The sequence below is a fragment of the Akkermansia massiliensis genome (genome assembly GCF_023516715.1).
GTDB classification, from domain to species: Bacteria; Verrucomicrobiota; Verrucomicrobiia; order Verrucomicrobiales; family Akkermansiaceae; genus Akkermansia; species Akkermansia massiliensis.
Map to the genome: position 1 here is coordinate 1,229,263 of NZ_JAMGSI010000001.1, position 16,458 is coordinate 1,245,720.

The 16,458-nt window shown below is 58.2% G+C and carries 15 protein-coding genes; 4 read left to right on the top strand and 11 right to left on the bottom strand.

Annotated elements, in window-relative coordinates; all coding sequences use genetic code 11:
* Positions 1–65: 65 nt before the first annotated feature.
* The gene (locus tag M8N44_RS05265; RefSeq protein ID WP_102728141.1) at positions 66–512 is read right to left on the bottom strand and encodes a hypothetical protein; all 447 of its coding nucleotides are present in this window, start codon (positions 510–512) and stop codon (positions 66–68) included.
* Between the two features lie 180 nt (positions 513–692).
* Between M8N44_RS05265 and M8N44_RS05270 the strand changes: the two genes are divergently transcribed.
* Positions 693–2,078, top strand: coding sequence for an MATE family efflux transporter (locus tag M8N44_RS05270; RefSeq protein WP_022397124.1), 1,386 nt, complete (start codon positions 693–695; stop codon positions 2,076–2,078).
* Positions 2,079–2,473: 395 nt separating this feature from the next.
* Entirely contained in the window at positions 2,474–3,964 is a 1,491-nt protein-coding gene (locus M8N44_RS05275) for an alpha-amylase (protein ID WP_102728140.1), read from the top strand.
* An 89-nt stretch (positions 3,965–4,053) separates the two neighbouring features.
* Here M8N44_RS05275 and M8N44_RS05280 read toward each other — a convergent pair whose 3' ends face one another.
* Positions 4,054–4,533, bottom strand: a complete 480-nt coding sequence (locus M8N44_RS05280) for a NanQ anomerase/TabA/YiaL family protein (RefSeq protein ID WP_180971813.1) — start codon at positions 4,531–4,533, stop codon at positions 4,054–4,056.
* Between the two features lie 880 nt (positions 4,534–5,413).
* On the opposite strand from M8N44_RS05280, the gene M8N44_RS05285 reads away from it, so the two are divergent.
* The gene (locus M8N44_RS05285) at positions 5,414–6,121 is read left to right on the top strand and encodes a PEP-CTERM sorting domain-containing protein (protein WP_102728139.1); all 708 of its coding nucleotides are present in this window, start codon (positions 5,414–5,416) and stop codon (positions 6,119–6,121) included.
* Between the two features lie 282 nt (positions 6,122–6,403).
* The gene (locus tag M8N44_RS05290; RefSeq protein WP_022397129.1) at positions 6,404–6,889 is read left to right on the top strand and encodes a MerR family transcriptional regulator; all 486 of its coding nucleotides are present in this window, start codon (positions 6,404–6,406) and stop codon (positions 6,887–6,889) included.
* Between the two features lie 156 nt (positions 6,890–7,045).
* On the opposite strand, the gene M8N44_RS05295 is transcribed toward M8N44_RS05290, so the two are convergent.
* The 9 genes from M8N44_RS05295 to M8N44_RS05335 form a co-directional block, all read right to left on the bottom strand.
* The gene (locus M8N44_RS05295) at positions 7,046–8,023 is read right to left on the bottom strand and encodes a carboxymuconolactone decarboxylase family protein (protein ID WP_215451153.1); all 978 of its coding nucleotides are present in this window, start codon (positions 8,021–8,023) and stop codon (positions 7,046–7,048) included.
* Positions 8,024–8,100: 77 nt separating this feature from the next.
* On the bottom strand, positions 8,101–8,679 hold the full coding sequence (locus M8N44_RS05300; protein ID WP_249853039.1) for a flavodoxin: 579 nt from the start codon (positions 8,677–8,679) through the stop codon (positions 8,101–8,103).
* A gap of 182 nt (positions 8,680–8,861) precedes the next feature.
* A complete protein-coding gene (locus M8N44_RS05305) occupies positions 8,862–10,001 on the bottom strand; it encodes a metallophosphoesterase (RefSeq protein ID WP_102728138.1) in 1,140 nt (379 codons plus the stop codon).
* Positions 10,002–10,141: 140 nt separating this feature from the next.
* Positions 10,142–11,221: an alpha/beta hydrolase gene (locus M8N44_RS05310; RefSeq protein ID WP_102728137.1), complete on the bottom strand. Its 1,080-nt coding sequence runs from the start codon at positions 11,219–11,221 to the stop codon at positions 10,142–10,144.
* A gap of 24 nt (positions 11,222–11,245) precedes the next feature.
* Positions 11,246–12,091, bottom strand: coding sequence for an aldo/keto reductase (locus M8N44_RS05315; RefSeq protein WP_102728136.1), 846 nt, complete (start codon positions 12,089–12,091; stop codon positions 11,246–11,248).
* A gap of 181 nt (positions 12,092–12,272) precedes the next feature.
* Complete coding sequence (locus M8N44_RS05320; RefSeq protein ID WP_215451154.1) at positions 12,273–12,983, bottom strand: flavodoxin family protein; 711 nt, start codon at positions 12,981–12,983, stop codon at positions 12,273–12,275.
* A 76-nt stretch (positions 12,984–13,059) separates the two neighbouring features.
* Complete coding sequence (locus tag M8N44_RS05325) at positions 13,060–14,073, bottom strand: DUF362 domain-containing protein (protein WP_102728135.1); 1,014 nt, start codon at positions 14,071–14,073, stop codon at positions 13,060–13,062.
* Between the two features lie 76 nt (positions 14,074–14,149).
* Positions 14,150–15,325 (bottom strand): MalY/PatB family protein, encoded by a 1,176-nt coding sequence (locus M8N44_RS05330; RefSeq protein ID WP_102727808.1) that lies wholly within the window; start codon positions 15,323–15,325, stop codon positions 14,150–14,152.
* Entirely contained in the window at positions 15,322–16,194 is an 873-nt protein-coding gene (locus M8N44_RS05335) for a DUF3737 family protein (protein WP_102727817.1), read from the bottom strand. Before M8N44_RS05335 ends, M8N44_RS05330 begins: the two co-directional genes overlap by 4 nt.
* Between the last annotated feature and the right edge of the window lie 264 nt (positions 16,195–16,458).

The window sequence follows — 16,458 nt, forward strand, 5'->3', positions numbered from 1 at the left end:
CGTGTTCCACAGCCCGGAAAACGGGTTCCCGGCAGCGGTTTTTGCAAAAAGACCAGAACCCGCGCCTACATGACGGAGGGAGGCTTGACGGCCTGCGCGGCGGGGTGGTCTTCAATCTCCCCGGTGGTTCCGTTCACGGCCACGCCGCGGCGCACGGCGTAAAGCCCCGCTTCCTCCTCCTTCTTCCCGGCCACAAAGGCCCAGTAGTAACTGTTCCGGTCATGGTAGCAGGCCCACTCTCCGGCAATGCCGGGGCGCGCCTCCATCAGCAGGGAATAGGAATCCGCGGGGGAAACCTTGAAGCCCCTGGGCGTATCCAGCCCGGAGGAGGGAAAGGACCGGATGTCCCCCCTCCACACCAGGTCCAGGGGGGAGGTGGACAGCAGGCCGTCCGCAAGATGGCTGCCCGCCAGCATCTGCCCGGTGCCGAGCATGGGCAGGCAGGAAGAGCACAGAAGGGCGCCTCCGCAGACGGCGGCAAGGCGCAGGAAAGGGCAAACGGAAAAAGTCATGGCGTGTTCCTGGAAAAAGGCGGAAAGGAATCAACCCCCAAAAGCTTCCCCAGTCAATCAAAAACAGGCCTTTCCGGCCGCTCCGGCGGAAAAATGCCCGCTCCCCGGACGGGTGGACAGCTTGACAACCCCTCCGCGCATTCCTATAGTTTGCCTCCCGTCTGAAAAGGAGGTCCGTCCATGGCAGCCCAGTCACGCAACATCGCAGAATTGGAAAACGCATCCGTATGGCGTCTGCTGGTCCAGTACTCCCTGCCCTCCATCGCCGGCATGGTGGTGTACTCCCTGTACAACATCATTGACAGCGTCTTCATCGGCCACGGCGTGGGCCCCCTGGCCCTGTCCGGCCTGGCCGTCACCTTCCCCATCATGAACCTGACCTTTGCGCTGGGCACGCTGGTGGGCATCGGCGGGGCGGCCATCAGCTCCATCCGTCTGGGCAAGAAGGACCAGGAGGGGACGGAGCGCACGCTGGGGAACGTCCTCATCATGAGCCTGATCGCCGCCGTGGTGCTGGTGGTTCCCACACTGCTCTTCCTGACGGAAATCCTGACCGCCTTCGGCGCCAGCGGGCAAACCCTCGCCTACGCGTACGACTTCATGCTCGTCACCCTGCTGGGGCTGCCCGTCACGTACGTCTTTTTCAACCTCAACCACGTGATGAGGGCCACCGGCTACCCGAAAAAGGCCATGGGCTCCACCCTGCTCTCCGTGGGGATCAACATCATCCTGGCTCCCATCTTCATCTTCTGGTTCAAATGGGGCATCACCGGGGCAGCCCTGGCCACCCTGCTGGCCCAGGTCACCGGCATGGCGCGCGTGCTGCTCCACTTCTCGGACGCGGCCAGCACGGTCCACTTCCGCCGCGGCATCTGGGAACTGCGCAAGGCCATCGTCACCGGCATCCTGTCCATCGGCATGGCTCCGTGCCTGGTAAACGTATGCGGCAGCGCGGTCACCATCGCCATCAACAGGCAGCTTGCGGACCACGGGGGGGACCTGGCTATCGGCGCTTACGGCATCATCAACCGCATTCTCATCCTGTTCGCCATGCTCGTCATCGGCCTCACGCAGGGCATGCAGCCCATCATCGGCTACAACCACGGGGCCATGAAGCCGGGGCGCGTCCTGCTCACCCTCAAGTACGGCGTGCTGGCGGGCACTTCCTTCACCACGCTGGGCTTCCTGGCCTGCGTTTTCTTCCCCCGCGGCATTGCCGGGCTCTTCACGGATGACGCCGCGCTCATCAGCCTGGCGGCCAACGGCCTCACCATCTGCGTGCTGGCCTTCCCGCTCATCGGCAGCCAGATCATCATCGGCAACTTCTTCCAGGCCATCGGGAAGGCCCGTCTGGCCATCTTCCTTTCCCTGACGCGCCAGATGCTCTTCCTGCTGCCGTTCCTGCTGGTGCTGCCCAGGTTCTGGGGACAGGACGGCGTCTGGGCCTCCCTCCCGCTGGCGGACGTGCTCTCCTTCATCGTCACCCTGCTCTTCATCCGGAGGTTCCTCAAATACTACCGGCTGAAAAACAGGCACTACCTGGACCACAGCACGGCCGAAGCGTGAAGCCCTTCCAGGGAGCGCCGCAGGCCTCTGCGGCTTCGGAATGAACAGGCGGACAAAGGCCGCGCCCTCTCTTTCCACACTCGTTCGCTGACGCTCGTTTTTCCAGCAGCAGCAAGGGCCAGTTTCACTCCTGACGGCTCGCGGGCAAGTTCAGTCCGGCCCTGGCGAAAAGCCCTCTTTTCCAGCTTTCCACACGTTCTCCCTGACATTTTGCGGGACATAACACCGGCAGTATGCCGAACGCGCCGCGCTTTAAGGACTCTATCTTGTTGACGGCTTCGTGTGAAATCATCATGCGGAGCCCCGCCCGGCAGACGCCAGGGAACCGTCTTCCCCATCAGCCGGCCTCCTGAAGGCGGAACAACCCGAACGACATTTACAAGGAATCTGACAAAATGAAAAACGGAATCATGATGCAATATTTTGAGTGGAACCTGCCCAACGACGGGCAGTTCTGGAACAAGCTGAAGGAAGACGCCCCCCATCTGGAAGAGATAGGCGTCACAGCTGTCTGGATTCCCCCGGCCTACAAGGGCAAGGAACAGAACGACGTGGGCTACGGCACCTACGACCTGTTTGACCTAGGGGAATTCGACCAGAAGAACACGGTCCGCACCAAATACGGCACCAAGCAGGAACTCCAGGACGCCATCAAGGCCCTTCATGAACACCATGTGGGCGTCTACCTGGACGCCGTCATGAACCACAAGGCCGGAGCGGACTATACGGAAAAATTCATGGCCAAGGAAGTGGACCAGCAGAACCGGGACAAGGAAATCACGGACGCCTACGAAATCGAAGGCTGGACCGGCTTCAACTTCCCCGGCCGCGGAGACAAGTACTCCGACTTCAAATGGCACTGGTACCACTTCACCGGCACGGACTACGACGCCGCTACGGAAAAAACTTCCATCTTCAAGATCATGGGGGACGGGAAAAGCTGGAGCGAAGGCGTGGACGAAGAAAACGGCAACTATGACTACCTCATGTTCGCCAACCTGGACTTCGACCACCCGGAAGTGGTGAAAGAAATGGAAAAATGGGGCGTCTGGGTATCCCGGGAACTGGACCTGGACGGCATGAGGCTGGACGCCATCAAGCACATCAATGACGAGTTCATCAAGAAATTCCTGGCCGCCGTCCGCAAGGACAGGGGAGAGGATTTCTACGCCGTGGGCGAATACTGGAAGCAGGACCTGGACTCCCTGAACGAATACCTCAAGGAGGAACGCTACAAGGTGGACCTGTTTGACGTGCCCCTGCACTACAACATGTACCAGGCTTCCAAGCAGGGCCGCGATTACGACCTTTCCAAGATTCTGGACGGCACCCTGGTCCAGAACCACCCCACGCTGGCCGTCACCTTTGTGGACAACCATGACTCCCAGTGGGGCAGCTCCCTGGAATCAGCCGTGGAAGACTGGTTCAAGCCCTCCGCCTATGCGCTCATCCTGCTCATGAAGGAAGGCTATCCCTGCATCTTCTACGGAGACTACTACGGAGTAAGCGGCAACCCGCCCATGCACCGCGGCATCATCGACAACCTGCTGGAAATCCGCAAAAACCATGCCTTCGGGGAGCAGAACTACTACTTTGACCACCCGAACACCATCGGCTTCACCCGCGTGGGGAATGACGACCACCCGCATTCCGGCGTGGCCGTGCTCATCTCCAACGGAGAGGACGGGGACAAGGTGATGAACGTGGGCAAGCAGCACGCCGGGGAAACCTGGAAGGAAGCCACCGGAAACGTGGAGGAAACCGTCGCCATTGACGAGGAAGGCAACGGCCAGTTCCTCGTCCACGGCGGCAACGTGGCCGTCTGGATTCCGGAAAACGCTCCGCAGGACCCCAAGCAGGACGCGAGGGTGGAAGACGAGGAATAAATTGAATGATTGCCCCACCGGCAGGCAAGCCGGAGCGGGCGTGGAGGAACGGCCTGTTCCGGCGCCGGACCATCTTTCCGGAAGGCGGGTCAGGCCGTTCTGACTTTAATCACCAGTTTACGGAGAGCCCCTTCCCCGATGCAGCCGGCATGGGCGTCCTCCGGGAAAAAGACGGCGAACTGCCCCGGCTTCACGGTAAAAGAGGTGTCCGGCGCATCGTCGTAATGCTGCGCGTCCTTTTCCATGTTGAACGGTTCGGAAGGCTTTTCCAGGGCAGAGCGGTCCTTCCACGCAAACCCTTCCTCCCGTGAAAGGGGAACGTGGATGTCAATGAACCTGTCGTGCACTTCCATGCGGGCCTTCTCCGGCTTCTTCATCGCCGGCTCATTCACCATCACAATCAGGGCGTCTTCCTCCAGGACGTGGGGGCCCGGTTCCAGGGAAGCCGGACCGGCCTCCCTGACAAAATCGAAAGCCCGCTGGAAAAGGGGATTCAAAGACTCGTAACGGGCGGAATCGGAAAGGGAGGCAATAATCATGGCGCAGGCTCCATCCCGGAGCGGTCTCATTGTAACGGGCCGGAAAAGCCCGTCAAACCCTTTGACTCTTTTCCATGGGAATTCCCGGACTTGCCGGGACACGGCGCACGCCGGCCCCCACTTCCCGCTCCGGACAATTCCTGACCGGGCCCCCGTCCGGCGGAAGGAAAGCCGTGAAACCGGAGTTTCAGGAAACGGACGGGGAGGCACTGGCTCCATCCGCCTCCCTTTATTGAGGTATTCCTCCCCCGCGGCTGCCAACTACAAGCATCACCAGCGCAGGAAAACACCTTCTTAACGTCTCCATAATATATTCTGTTTCAATTACCTAAAACATAGAGAAGACCATGCATCGGATTAACAATCCGGAGTCAAGCATGAACATCTGAAAGAAAAACGTTTTCGGGAAATTTCCCTTGTCCATACTCCGTAAATCGTCAGCTTCTGTTCCTGATGCAATAGATTTTCTCTTCGTTCCGCAACGAAGCAGGGAAGCCCGAACTTCCGGGAAAGACGCGTCTGTGAAAGGAAACAGCCATGAGATGAGGAGCAGGCTCCCGTCCTTTCCAGGCGAAAGGCAACCTGCAAAAGAAACGGTGGAAATGTTTATTCACGGTGGATTTGCGCCTCCCGCGCCTGGGAACGGAAGGCTCCCGCCTTTCGTGGGTAAAAAATCTTTCCGCAGCGCAGCGGAGGTTCTCCTTCAATAGCCGCCATCCTGCTCCGGCGAGAGTATCCATTAGGGCCGGGAGTTCCCAATTCCCAGGCAGTATGCGGGCTTGGAAGAAAACGGGAAAGTGTTTGTTAACCATGCATTTGAGCTTTCCTTCGTTCCCGTTTGAAACGTCTCCGGAGCTCCGCGGATTGTTAATCCGGTAGTTTGCGAATAATTCAATCATTCCACACGAATATGAAGAAAGCATTATACCTCATCATCCACCTGGCCGTGGCCTCTCTGGCAGGCGTCGCTGCGGCGGCAACCGTCGAGCTGATGCCCGACATCGGCGCCATGACGGGCCAGGGCTACAACTCAGCGGGACGCCTTGCCGGGGACGGCATCACGGGAGACGACGTTAAAAACTGGCTCGGTTCTCGGGCTGACGGATGGTACACCACTACCGGCAACGGCGACATGCGCTGGGGGAATGCCACCTCCAACACGGAAGACCAGACCATCAACCTGCCCAGCATGTCCGGCACGGCGGGCGTCTGCTTCGGTCTGAAAATGACCATTGAAAACATTCAGGATTACTCCGGCCTGAGCTTCAGCATGAACCTCACCCCGTCCGGAACCACCGGAACGTACACGTATTCCGTCTGGTATGAAACCAGGGACGGGGAAATGGTGGAACTCTGCAAGGGAACGAGGAACAATGACGGCTCCCCCTGGAACGTTCACTATGACCTCACGGAAGACCAGTTGAGAGCCATGAAGGAAAACGGCAACGGCAAGGTCTATGCCGTGGTGGGAAGCTCCGGAGGCCGGGGAGGAGATAACGCCACCGTGGAAGACCTTTCCCTGGAAGGGACGCTGGCCGTCCCCGAACCGGCCGCGGCCTCCCTGAGCCTGCTGGGGCTTGCCGCCATGATGCTGCGCCGCCGCAGGGTGCGCGCCTGAAATGTGCTTTCTTCCAATGAATCAAGGCTGTTCCTTCACCGGAACAGCCTTTTTCATGTTCCGGCGTCTTCTCCAGGAGCAACCATGGAGACGGCTTTCCGGCCTTTCCCCTTTTCCTTCATCCGGCAATTAGTCAGTCAGAAAACCCTTCCGTCCGCCGGAAAGCGGTCCCAGCCGTTTTCCCTGCCTTATGAACACGTTATTGCCCGCGAGGCAACGCAAAACGCTTGCCATCCCGCAACCGGTAGTATATTAGAGTAACTGTAAGCCATCAACTGCACAATGATCACACAAAAGACCCCATCCAGCTCCTACCGGCCTTCCTATGACCGCACTCCCAAATATACCGTGAAACAGGTTGCGGAAATGATGGAGATGTCCGCCTACACCATCCGCTACTATGAAAACGCCGGATTGATTCCGGACGTGGACCGCAGCGGAGGCAATGCCCGCATGTTTTCAGACTACACCCTGGGCTGGCTGCGCCTGGTTCACTGCCTCCGGATGACGGGCCTCCCGATTGAAGGCGTCAAGCACTACATCGACCTGTGCCAGGAAGGGGACACCACCATTCCGGAACGCGCCGAACTGATTTTCAAGCAGGAGAAAAGCCTCCGTGAACAACTCCGCATCCTGAAAAAGCAAATGGAAGTCTTGAAGTACAAGAAGAAATTCTACCAGGATCTTTTGAACAACCACAGGCCGGACAGCTGCAATCCGCTGAACCACGTCAGCGCCAGCGAACCGAACATCGCTCCGGAAGAATAATCTTTCCCTTAAATCCGCAACAGGAGGCATCCGGGAATTCCATTGGAATTCCCGGATGCCCTGTTTTTTCCTTCATTTCCCGTCAGGGAGAAAAACCTTCCCGGCTGCCCCCCTCTCCGAAGGAAAAGGAGGAAACGCCGGAAAATCCCTGCGCTTTTATTTGCTTCCCGTCGCCTCCGCATACTCCGCATCGGTCACGGGGCCTCCCCACGCCGTCCTGTTGGAAGCCGCCCTGGGCGTGATGCCGAGGTGCACGAACTCACTGTCCGGAGCCGCGCCGTGCCAGTGCTCCGTATTGGCCGGGATTTCCACCACGGAACCGGGCGTCAGGCGCCGGGCGGCCTTGCCGCGCTCCTGGTAGTATCCCGTGCCTTCCGTGCAGAACAGCACCTGGCCCACGGAATGGCTGTGCCAGTTGTTCCGCGTGCCGGGGGCAAAGGTGACGTTATAGGCGGACATGTCGTAATCCCTGTTGTCCACCAGCATGGCTACCCAGGCTTTTCCGGTGAAATTGGCCGGAGCCGGCTCCCCTTTGGGGAAGGCGTCCTTCTTCCCGGCAGCGGCGGATACGGCCAGAATGGCCTCCACCTGCCCGTCAGTCAGGCCGTTGTGCTTCCCGATGCGGATGTGGGAGTTCAACTGGCTTTCCGTGCCCGTCATGGCGGCCAGGGCCGCGATGGTGGCGAGCTCCCGGGTCTTCCAGTCCATATTGTCGCGGCCGAAAATGTCCCCGAACAAATGCGCCTTCAGGAACTCGTCAATGGCCGGGGCGAACAGGAAAAGATCCCCCTTCACCGGAGCGCCGCAAAGCTTCGTCTGGTTGGCCGTGCCGAAGTCGATGCTCTTTCCGGCAGGCGGCGCTCCCGCCTCCTCTCCCACCGTATCATTGATGCCGCGCGAGGCGCGGTCCTTCGCCAGAACCATCAACTCATTGAGGGCGTTCAGGCTGCGGGGGAAGCCGCAATAGGCATACATCTGGACCAGCACCTCCTTGAGCTCGTTCAGGGTCAGTCCGGCGTCCAGCCCCGCCGTCAGGGCGTTCCGCAGGCCGGGCATGTCGCCCCTGGCCGTATGGGCGCTGATGGCGGCAATCTGTTGTTCTTTTGGCGACAAGGCGCTTGTATCGTTATTCATGGTTTGGGCTTCTGAAAGGTTCATCAGACAGGCAAGGGAAAAAGCCATTCCCGCAAGGGTTCGTTTCATAAGGAGCATTATTTGTTGATGGTGATCGTGTCATTGACCCACTTGACCAGCGCGGGCCTGGCCGTCCGGATGCCTTCCCCGGCAAAAGCTCCGCCCTTGAGAACGGTGGACTTGGGGCACAGCTTCCGCACCTCGTCCCCGCAGCGCGCCATGCCGCCGCCTCCGTGCGTCACAAACGGAATCACCGTCTTGCCGGAAAGGTCGTGGCTTGCCAGGAAAGAGGCGACCGGAGGCGCAATCGTGCTCCACCAGTTGGGACTGCCGATGAAAATCACGTCGTACTTGCCCATGTCCTCCACCCTGGCGGCCAGCTCCGGCCTGACGCCTTCCTGAATCTCCTTTTTGGCCTGTACCGTACATTCCCGGTACCCGGACGGGTAAGGCTTGACCGGCTTGATTTCAAACAGGGTTCCGCCCGTCGCCTTCTGAATCTGCGCGGCGGCGTACTTCGTATTGCCGCCCCATGAATAGTAGGCGACGAGCACCTTGGCAGGTTCCACGGAAACCTTGGGCTGTTCCTGTCCCGAGCATCCGGCCCCCGTCATCAGGGCGGCCGCCAGCGTGCATATCATTGATATTGTTTTCATGAATTTAATGTCTGGGTTGGAAGGCCGCGCAGAAAACAGCCCGGGAAGAAAAACGGCTTCATCCGGCAGTCTCCGTGCACGACCCTTGTTCCTTCTTCCTGTCTAAACGTTAGAGCAGCTATAAGTCAACATGTTTTCCCTCATCTGTTCCAAAGATTGCACCCACTCCACTCTAAACACTCTTATTCCTCTTTCCGGAGCCGGATCAGCACGATTTCCGAAGGAACGCCGATGCGGATGGGAAAGCCGTTCCAAATCCCCGCCCCGTTGGAGACATACAGCTTCATCTCCCCCACCGTGTACAATCCGGACACAAAGCCCTCGTTGAACCGAGCCACCAGCCGGTCAATGCCGGCAATCATGCCGCCGTGCGTATGGCCGGAAACCTGGAGGTCCACGCCGTGCGCGGCCGCTTCCGGGGCCAAGCGCGGCTGGTGGGAGGCGAGGATGCGCACCCCCTTTTCCGGGGCTCCCGCCAGCGCCTTGCGTATATCCGGCACCTCCTTCCCCATGATGCCGGCTACAGGATCCGTCACCCCCGCCAGCACCACCGCATCTCCCCCCGTCAACACGTGCTCATTGTGAAGCATCCGTATGCCCAGGGTGGGCAGGAACTTCATCCACTCCTCATAACCGGAATAATACTCATGATTGCCCGGCACGCCGAACACCCCGTACCTGGCCTTCAAATCCGCAAGCGGCCTCAAATCATCCCCGTGCACGGGAACCGTCCCGTCCACGAAGTCCCCGGCAATAATGACGATGTCCGGATTCAGGGCATTCGTGCGTTCCACAATTTTCCTGATGCAGTCCGCCCGCGTGATGCCGTCCACATGAAGGTCCGCCAGCACGGCGACTGCCAGGCCGTCCGCCCCATCCGGCAGATGGTTCACGGAAATCGTTTCCTCCTTTACCCGCGGCACCCCGGTGCCTCCGACCATCCCCACGGTAGCCAGTACGGCGGCGAAAGCCAGCAGGACAAGGTTCACCCGGTTGCCAATGATGCGGAACCGTTCCGTCCTCTTCTTCCGCAGGCAGAACAGAACCAGCAGGTACAGGAGGCGCGCCGCGTCCGCCGCCAGCAGCAGGAAAAAGAACAGGAAAAGCACGGAGAACAGCCATGCGGCCGCCAGCAGGACGCCTTCCGGCAGAACCGGGGAGAAAAACATGGGGCCGCCAAACAAATGCAGCAGATGGAATTTGAACGCCGCCACCGCCAGAAGGACGGCAAGCAGGGCCTTCCAGCCCCATTTCAGCCTAAGCGGCAGAATGGCGCGGCAGAAAACGTAAACCGCCAGCAGTGCTCCGAAAATCAGTATCATGTGTCTCTTGCTTAAAATGGCTTGAACCCCGCCGGAACGGGAAGAACACTGTCCTTCCCCTGCGAACAACCGGCAGACGGCTTATCATGTTGAGTCCCTCACCGTAATCAGCTCCCTTCAAAGTCAGCCGCAGAACCTCCTTATTTCAGATGCTCCTGAAAGAACTGCTCGATTTTGCCGAAAGGAATAACCCCGGCTTGATTGTCATAGAGGTCCACATGGCTCGCGCCGGGAATGATCATCAGCTCCTTGTTATCCCCCTTCAATTTCTTGAAGGCATCCTCGCTGAAATAGCGTGAATGGGCTTTTTCTCCGTGAATCATGAGCACGGCGCTGCGGATTTCACCGCTGTACGCCAGCAGGGGCATATTGATGAACGAGAGCGCGGAGGTGGTATTCCATCCGCCGTTCGAGTTGAGCGAACGCTTGTGGTAGCCGCGGGGCGTCTTATAGTAATTGTAGTAATCCTTCACGAATCCTGGGGCATCGTCGGGCAGAGGATCGGGCACGCCCCCCGCGAGCGCATAAGAACCGTTCTTCGCATCGGCGGTGCGCTGGGCATTCAGTTGTTTGCGAAGCTCATAACGGGCGTCGGCGTCCATCGCGTCGAAATAGCCGTTCGCGTTCACGCGGCTCATATCGTACATCGTGGACGCTACCGTCGCCTTGATGCGGGTGTCGATAGCCGCCGCGTTCACCGCCATGCCGCCCCACCCGCAAATGCCGATGATTCCGATGCGTTCGGGGTCCACGTCGTCGCGTGTGGAGAGGTAGTCGACGGCTGCGGAGAAATCCTCCGTATTGATATCCGGGGAAGCGACATAACGGGGTTCCCCGCCGCTTTCTCCCGTATACGAGGGATCAAACGCGATCGTTAGAAAACCGCGCTCGGCCATCGTCTGGGCATAGAGCCCGGAAGATTGTTCCTTCACGGCTCCGAAGGGGCCGGAAACGGCGATAGCCGGCAACTTTCCGCCAGCCTTCCGGGGGATATACAAATCCGCGGCCAGCGTAATGCCGTAGCGGTTGCGGAAGCTTACCTTGCGGTGGTCTACCTTGTCGCTCTTCGGAAACACCTTGTCCCATTCCTGCGTTAAATTCAGTTGTTCGTTCATGATCCTGTCCGTGTTGGCGTTATTATTTTCAGCGGATAAGCTCCCTGCACAGCAAATGCAGGCGGAGAAAGCCGCGCAAAACCTTTTAAATGAATACCCTGTCATCTTTCTAATACTTAAGGTGAATTATTACTTTCCGTAATTGATCAGGTACAGGACTGACTCCGGGTCCTGATGGCACAGGAAAAGGCTCTCTCCGCGGTCCAGCCTGGCGATGGCCCCCATGTCCTCCCGGGAAAGTTCAAAGTCAAAGACGTTGAAATTCTCCTCCATCCTTTCCCGGTGGGTCGTCTTCGGAATGACGATGACGCCGCGCTGGATCAGGAAGCGCAGGGCCGTCTGCGCCGGAGCCTTGCCGTACTTCTCTCCGATGTCCTTCAGCACCGGATTCGTGAAAAATCCATTGCGGCCTTCCGCGAAGGGCCCCCAGGATTCCATCCTGGTACCGTACTTCGCCATCAGCTCCCGGGCCTTCACCTGCTGGTTGAACACGTGCGTTTCCACCTGGTTGACGGCGGGCTTGATCTCGCAGAACTCCGCCAGGTCCACAAAACGGTCCGGATAAAAATTGCTCACGCCGATGGCGCGGACCTTTCCGGCCCGGTTAGCCTCTTCCATGGCCCGGTAAGTGCCGTAATAATCGTTGAAGGGCTGGTGGATGAGCAGCAGGTCCACGTAATCCGTGCGCAGCTTGCGCAGGGACTCGTCAATGGAAGCCTTCGCCTTTTCATACCCGCCGTTGGTAATCCACACCTTCGTGGTGAGGAACAATTCCTCGCGCGGCACCCCGCTCTTCTCCGCCGCGCGGCCTACGGCCTCCTCATTGCCGTAAATCTGGGCCGTATCAATGGAACGGTAGCCGGCGCCGATCGCGTCCAGCACGCAGCGCTCGCACTCTGCGGCGTCGGGAATCTGAAAAACTCCAAAGCCCAAGATGGGCATGACAACTCCGTTGTTTAATGTAACTTCTTCCATAACTGTTTTTGTTTTTTATTGTTATTTGCTTCAGGATAAAAACTTTTTTTGCATCTGTCTGAATGACTGTGTTTAATATTTTCCGTAACGGCTTGCGAAGCGGCATCTGTGAATTGATCCGCTGTAAGATGATGTGCCGTGATTATTCAACTTTTAAATTGTACATATCTTGTTATGAAATTTATTTCAAACGGCCCAATAGCCACGCTATATTCTGACCGAGATTTTTCATATTCGCGACGGCTTCTTCATCTTTCATCGCCTCACCGGGCAGACGGCCATAAGCGATGTTCCAATAAGTAGAGCCTGCAACAAACATTTCCTTGTTCAGGAAGAAATGGTTGATCGTGTCGATCGCGTTCATGGCCCCGGCACGGCGGGCAACCGCAACCGCTCCACCTACTTTGTGGCGGAACATCCCCGGATTTGTGTCGCTCACCACGCTGGCCCTTTCGATAACCGCTTTCAGTGTGGACGAGACATCTGCCGAATAGGTGGAAGACCCCAGGATAATGGCATCCGCTTTCACCATCTTATCATACAATTCCTGGAAAATATCATTGCCGAATACGCAGTTCCCTCTCCCTGCACAGCCGAAACACGCCTTGCAGGCGTTGACCGTGGAACCAGCCAATTGGACATGTTCCGTCTCATATCCTTCTTTTCCCAATTCTGCCAAGACTACATTCAGCATATCTGCCGTATTTCCGTCTTTCCGTGAACTGCCGTTGATTGCCAGTGCTTTCATTTTCCGCTCTTTGTGTGCACTATTGGATAATCCCGGCACATCGGCGGCATTTGCGGCGGCGATGACGAGCCCCATCCCTCCTGCGGTTGCCCCACCCATCTTTCTGAGCGCTTCGCGCCGTGTCATATGCTTTTCCCTGCTCATTTCCAACTATGTCTAGGATTCCAAATTTACATCATATCCTCATCCGGCATCCGTACCCGGTCTCCTGTGAACATCATCACCAATGAACGCCCTGCTGCGGTTCCAGCTCCTTCAGCGCATACTTCCTGGTACCCAGGCCTATCTGTTCGGCATAATCCACCGTGTGCCGCCCATGACGGCTTTCAATGCGCTCGATCAGGGGTTTGCTGTTGTCTCCGGCGGAAGGCTTGACGGCGTAAACGAGGTCCAGGCAGGCCTGGTCCAGCGCCACCGGGTCAAGGGAAGCCAGAATGCCGATGTCCTTCATCTCCGGGTCATGGGGGTGGGCATCGCAATCGCAGTCAATGGACAGCTTGTTCATCACGTTGATATACAGAATCCTGTCCCCGAAGTAATCGGCCACCGCCTGAGCGGAGGCGGCCATGGACTCCAGAAAGTCGTCCTGCGCGGCCAGATTGTTCCACACGGCGGCAACGTCCCGCGTTTTTCCGGCGGAATGGATGTACGCCTTGCCGCTTGCGGAAGCCACGCCGATGGACTGGTTCTTGATCACGCCGCCGAAGCCGCCCATGGCGTGCCCCTTGAAGTGGGCCAGGTTGATCATGAAATCGTAGTTCTTCAGATGGCTCCCCACGATGTCGTATTCCAGGTGCTTCCTGTCCTTTACCGGGATGGTGAACTCTCCCTCCGCGTCCATGATGTCCACCCTGGCAATGTCGGAAAAACCGTGCTCCTTCGCGGCACGGAGGTGGTCCTCCGTCCGGGACCGCTTGCCGCCGTAAGCCGTATTGCACTCTACGATGGTGCCGTTCACGCGGTGCACCAGGCCCTTGATCAGGGCCGGACTCAGGAAATTGCGGCCGCCCGGCTCCCCGGTGCTGATCTTGACGGCCGCCTTTCCCGTGGCCGGACGCCCCAGGGCCTCGTAAATCCTTACGAGAGCCTCCGGAGAAATCTCCTTCGTCATCCATACCCTGGAAGCTCCGTTCTTCTCCGCGGCCGCGCCCAGCGCATATTCCGGCAAGGCCAGGCACGCCAGGGCCGCGGTGGAAGACTGGAGCCACGCTCTTCTCGTCATATTGTTTCTCATGGCAACTTGATTGTTTGTTCTTGATGATCGTTCTTCGCGCTCTCTCCATTGAGACCTTTCAGGCCGCCGGACGCGTTCATGTTCCGGAAACGCGGCCGCCCAGCGTACGGCAGATTCTTTCCACCCCCTCAAGCAGCAGTTTCCGGGGACAGGCGATGTTCAGGCGGATGAAACAGCCCTCCGATTCCCCGTACATTTCCCCGCCGTTGACGAGCACCCGTCCCTCTTCCTCCAGCAAACGGACAATTTCCGCGGAGGAAAGCCCCAGCGCGGAGCAATCTATCCAGACCAGGTACGTTCCCTCCAGCGGCAGCACGCGGAGCTGCGGCAGGCGTTCGCCCAGCATGTCCCGGACCGTCTCGTAATTCCCGTAAAGGTAAAGCTTCAGCTCCTCCAGCCAGTCCTCTCCGCCGTTGTAGGCCGCTTCCAGAGCATCCACGGCGAAGGAATTGACATCGCACACCTCGTTGATGTTGATGGCCTTGTCAATCTTCCTCCGGACCTCCTCATCCGCCGCGACGATATTGGCGATCTGAATGCCCGCCAGATTAAAGGCCTTGCTGGGGGAAATGCAGGTGACGGAATGGCGCAGGGCCTCCTCCGAAAGGGAGGCGAACGGCGTGTAGGGATGGCCGGGATACGTCAGTTCGCAATGAATCTCGTCAGCCACCACCAGCACGCCGTTTCTGCAGCAGATATCCGCGATCTTCTCCAGCTCCGGCCTCGTCCAGACGCGCCCGGCGGGATTGTGGGGATTGCACAGGAGCAGGAGCTTGACGGCGGGATCGGACGCCTTCCGCTCCAGGTCCTCCGCGTCAAGCGCGTACTTCCCGTTCTCGTACTTCAGCGGGCTGGTTTCCGCCACGCACCCGTTATTGCGGATGGAGGAAAAAAAGCAATTGTACACGGGCGTCTGCACCAGCACCTTGTCCCCCGGAGCCGTCAGGGCCCGGATGATGGCGGACAGCGCGGGCACCACCCCCGTGGTGTAAATAATCCACTCCGGACTGATCTTCCAGCCGTGGCGGCGTTCAAACCAGTTCGTGACCGCCTCATAATAGGAATCCGGAACCCGCGTGTAGCCGAAAATGCCGTGTTCCGCCCTCTTCCGGATGGCCTCCGTCACCGCCGGAGCCGTGCGGAAATCCATGTCCGCCACCCACATGGGCAGAATGTCCGCCCGGGGCATGGAATCCCACTTGTAGGAATTCGTTCCCCGGCGCGGCACAACGGTGTCAAAATCGTACTTCATGCTGCTTCTCCCGACTGCGTTTTTCCTGTTTCAATGGAGCAGTTGGCCGGAGCCTTGCAGTGCTCGTCCAGAATAACCTCCCCGTACTCTTCCGCCACGATGCGTCCGCTGCGCGGGTTCTTGACGCTGTGCACTCGCCCCTTGATTTCCGCCTGCACGGAGGAATATTCAAAACAAAGGTCCGCATCCTCCCCGAACGTGCAGTTTTCCAGCACCAGGTTCTCCGCGTAGCACAACGCCTGCGTGCCGGAAATACGGCAATTCACCAGGCGGAGGTTTCTGGAATGCCAGCCCAGGTATTCCCCGTCCACCACGGAATCGTACACCGTCACGTCCTCCGTATTCCAGAAGGCGTCCTTGGAATGAATCTCCGCATTCCGGATCACCACATTCCTGCAATACTGGAAGGAGTAGTTCCCGTTCAGCCGGAAACCGTCAATGTCCATATTCTCCCCGTGCATGAACAGGTAATCGCCCTTGTCCGCCTGCACGTTGCGCAGCTCCGCGTTCCGGCAGTGCCAGCAGCATTCCAGGGCGTCCGTCAGGACCACGTTCTCCAGAACCATCCCGTCCATGTCCCGGAACATCTTGGGGGCTTCCACCCGCGTATCCTTCATGCGCAGGTTCCGGGAATACCAGATGGCGGCTCGGGCGCCTTCCCTGAACAGGCAATTCTCAATCAGCAAGCCGTCGTTGTGCCAGAAAGGGTACTTTCCCCGGAACTCGCACCGTACGGCTTCAATGTCGGAGCATTCCTTCAGGGCGGACTCTCCCGGATAAATCGTGACGTCTTCCAGCCTCAGATGATGGGAGGCAAACAAGGGGCGCTCCCCCTCGTAGGAAGTATTCTTAATCATTTTTTTGGTCATGGTGATGGGTTGGTAAAATGTTCTTTTGGAATTCATCATATGCGTTTAAGCGGCGGCAATCGGCATCCGGAAAAGGAAGACCGGGAAAAAGACGGGGAGCGGCATTCTCCGCATTCCTGGCCTTCTTCTTTCTTCCTTCAGGCTATTCCTTATAGTAACTGTAATGCAAAGGATTTTTAGCATTTTCTCGTTCATCATTTGTAATGTATTCATAATTAATAAATATTAACTGTCATAAAAATCATTTCATGAACCGTGAAATCA

Coding starts and splice junctions, on each gene's coding strand:
- M8N44_RS05265 (WP_102728141.1), bottom strand. CDS start 512: ATGACTTTTTCCGTTTGCCCTTTCCTGCGCCTTGCCGCCGTCTGCGGA.
- M8N44_RS05270 (WP_022397124.1), top strand. CDS start 693: ATGGCAGCCCAGTCACGCAACATCGCAGAATTGGAAAACGCATCCGTA.
- M8N44_RS05275 (WP_102728140.1), top strand. CDS start 2,474: ATGAAAAACGGAATCATGATGCAATATTTTGAGTGGAACCTGCCCAAC.
- M8N44_RS05280 (WP_180971813.1), bottom strand. CDS start 4,533: ATGAGACCGCTCCGGGATGGAGCCTGCGCCATGATTATTGCCTCCCTT.
- M8N44_RS05285 (WP_102728139.1), top strand. CDS start 5,414: ATGAAGAAAGCATTATACCTCATCATCCACCTGGCCGTGGCCTCTCTG.
- M8N44_RS05290 (WP_022397129.1), top strand. CDS start 6,404: ATGATCACACAAAAGACCCCATCCAGCTCCTACCGGCCTTCCTATGAC.
- M8N44_RS05295 (WP_215451153.1), bottom strand. CDS start 8,023: ATGAATAACGATACAAGCGCCTTGTCGCCAAAAGAACAACAGATTGCC.
- M8N44_RS05300 (WP_249853039.1), bottom strand. CDS start 8,679: ATGAAAACAATATCAATGATATGCACGCTGGCGGCCGCCCTGATGACG.
- M8N44_RS05305 (WP_102728138.1), bottom strand. CDS start 10,001: ATGATACTGATTTTCGGAGCACTGCTGGCGGTTTACGTTTTCTGCCGC.
- M8N44_RS05310 (WP_102728137.1), bottom strand. CDS start 11,221: ATGACAGGGTATTCATTTAAAAGGTTTTGCGCGGCTTTCTCCGCCTGC.
- M8N44_RS05315 (WP_102728136.1), bottom strand. CDS start 12,091: ATGGAAGAAGTTACATTAAACAACGGAGTTGTCATGCCCATCTTGGGC.
- M8N44_RS05320 (WP_215451154.1), bottom strand. CDS start 12,983: ATGAGCAGGGAAAAGCATATGACACGGCGCGAAGCGCTCAGAAAGATG.
- M8N44_RS05325 (WP_102728135.1), bottom strand. CDS start 14,073: ATGAGAAACAATATGACGAGAAGAGCGTGGCTCCAGTCTTCCACCGCG.
- M8N44_RS05330 (WP_102727808.1), bottom strand. CDS start 15,325: ATGAAGTACGATTTTGACACCGTTGTGCCGCGCCGGGGAACGAATTCC.
- M8N44_RS05335 (WP_102727817.1), bottom strand. CDS start 16,194: ATGACCAAAAAAATGATTAAGAATACTTCCTACGAGGGGGAGCGCCCC.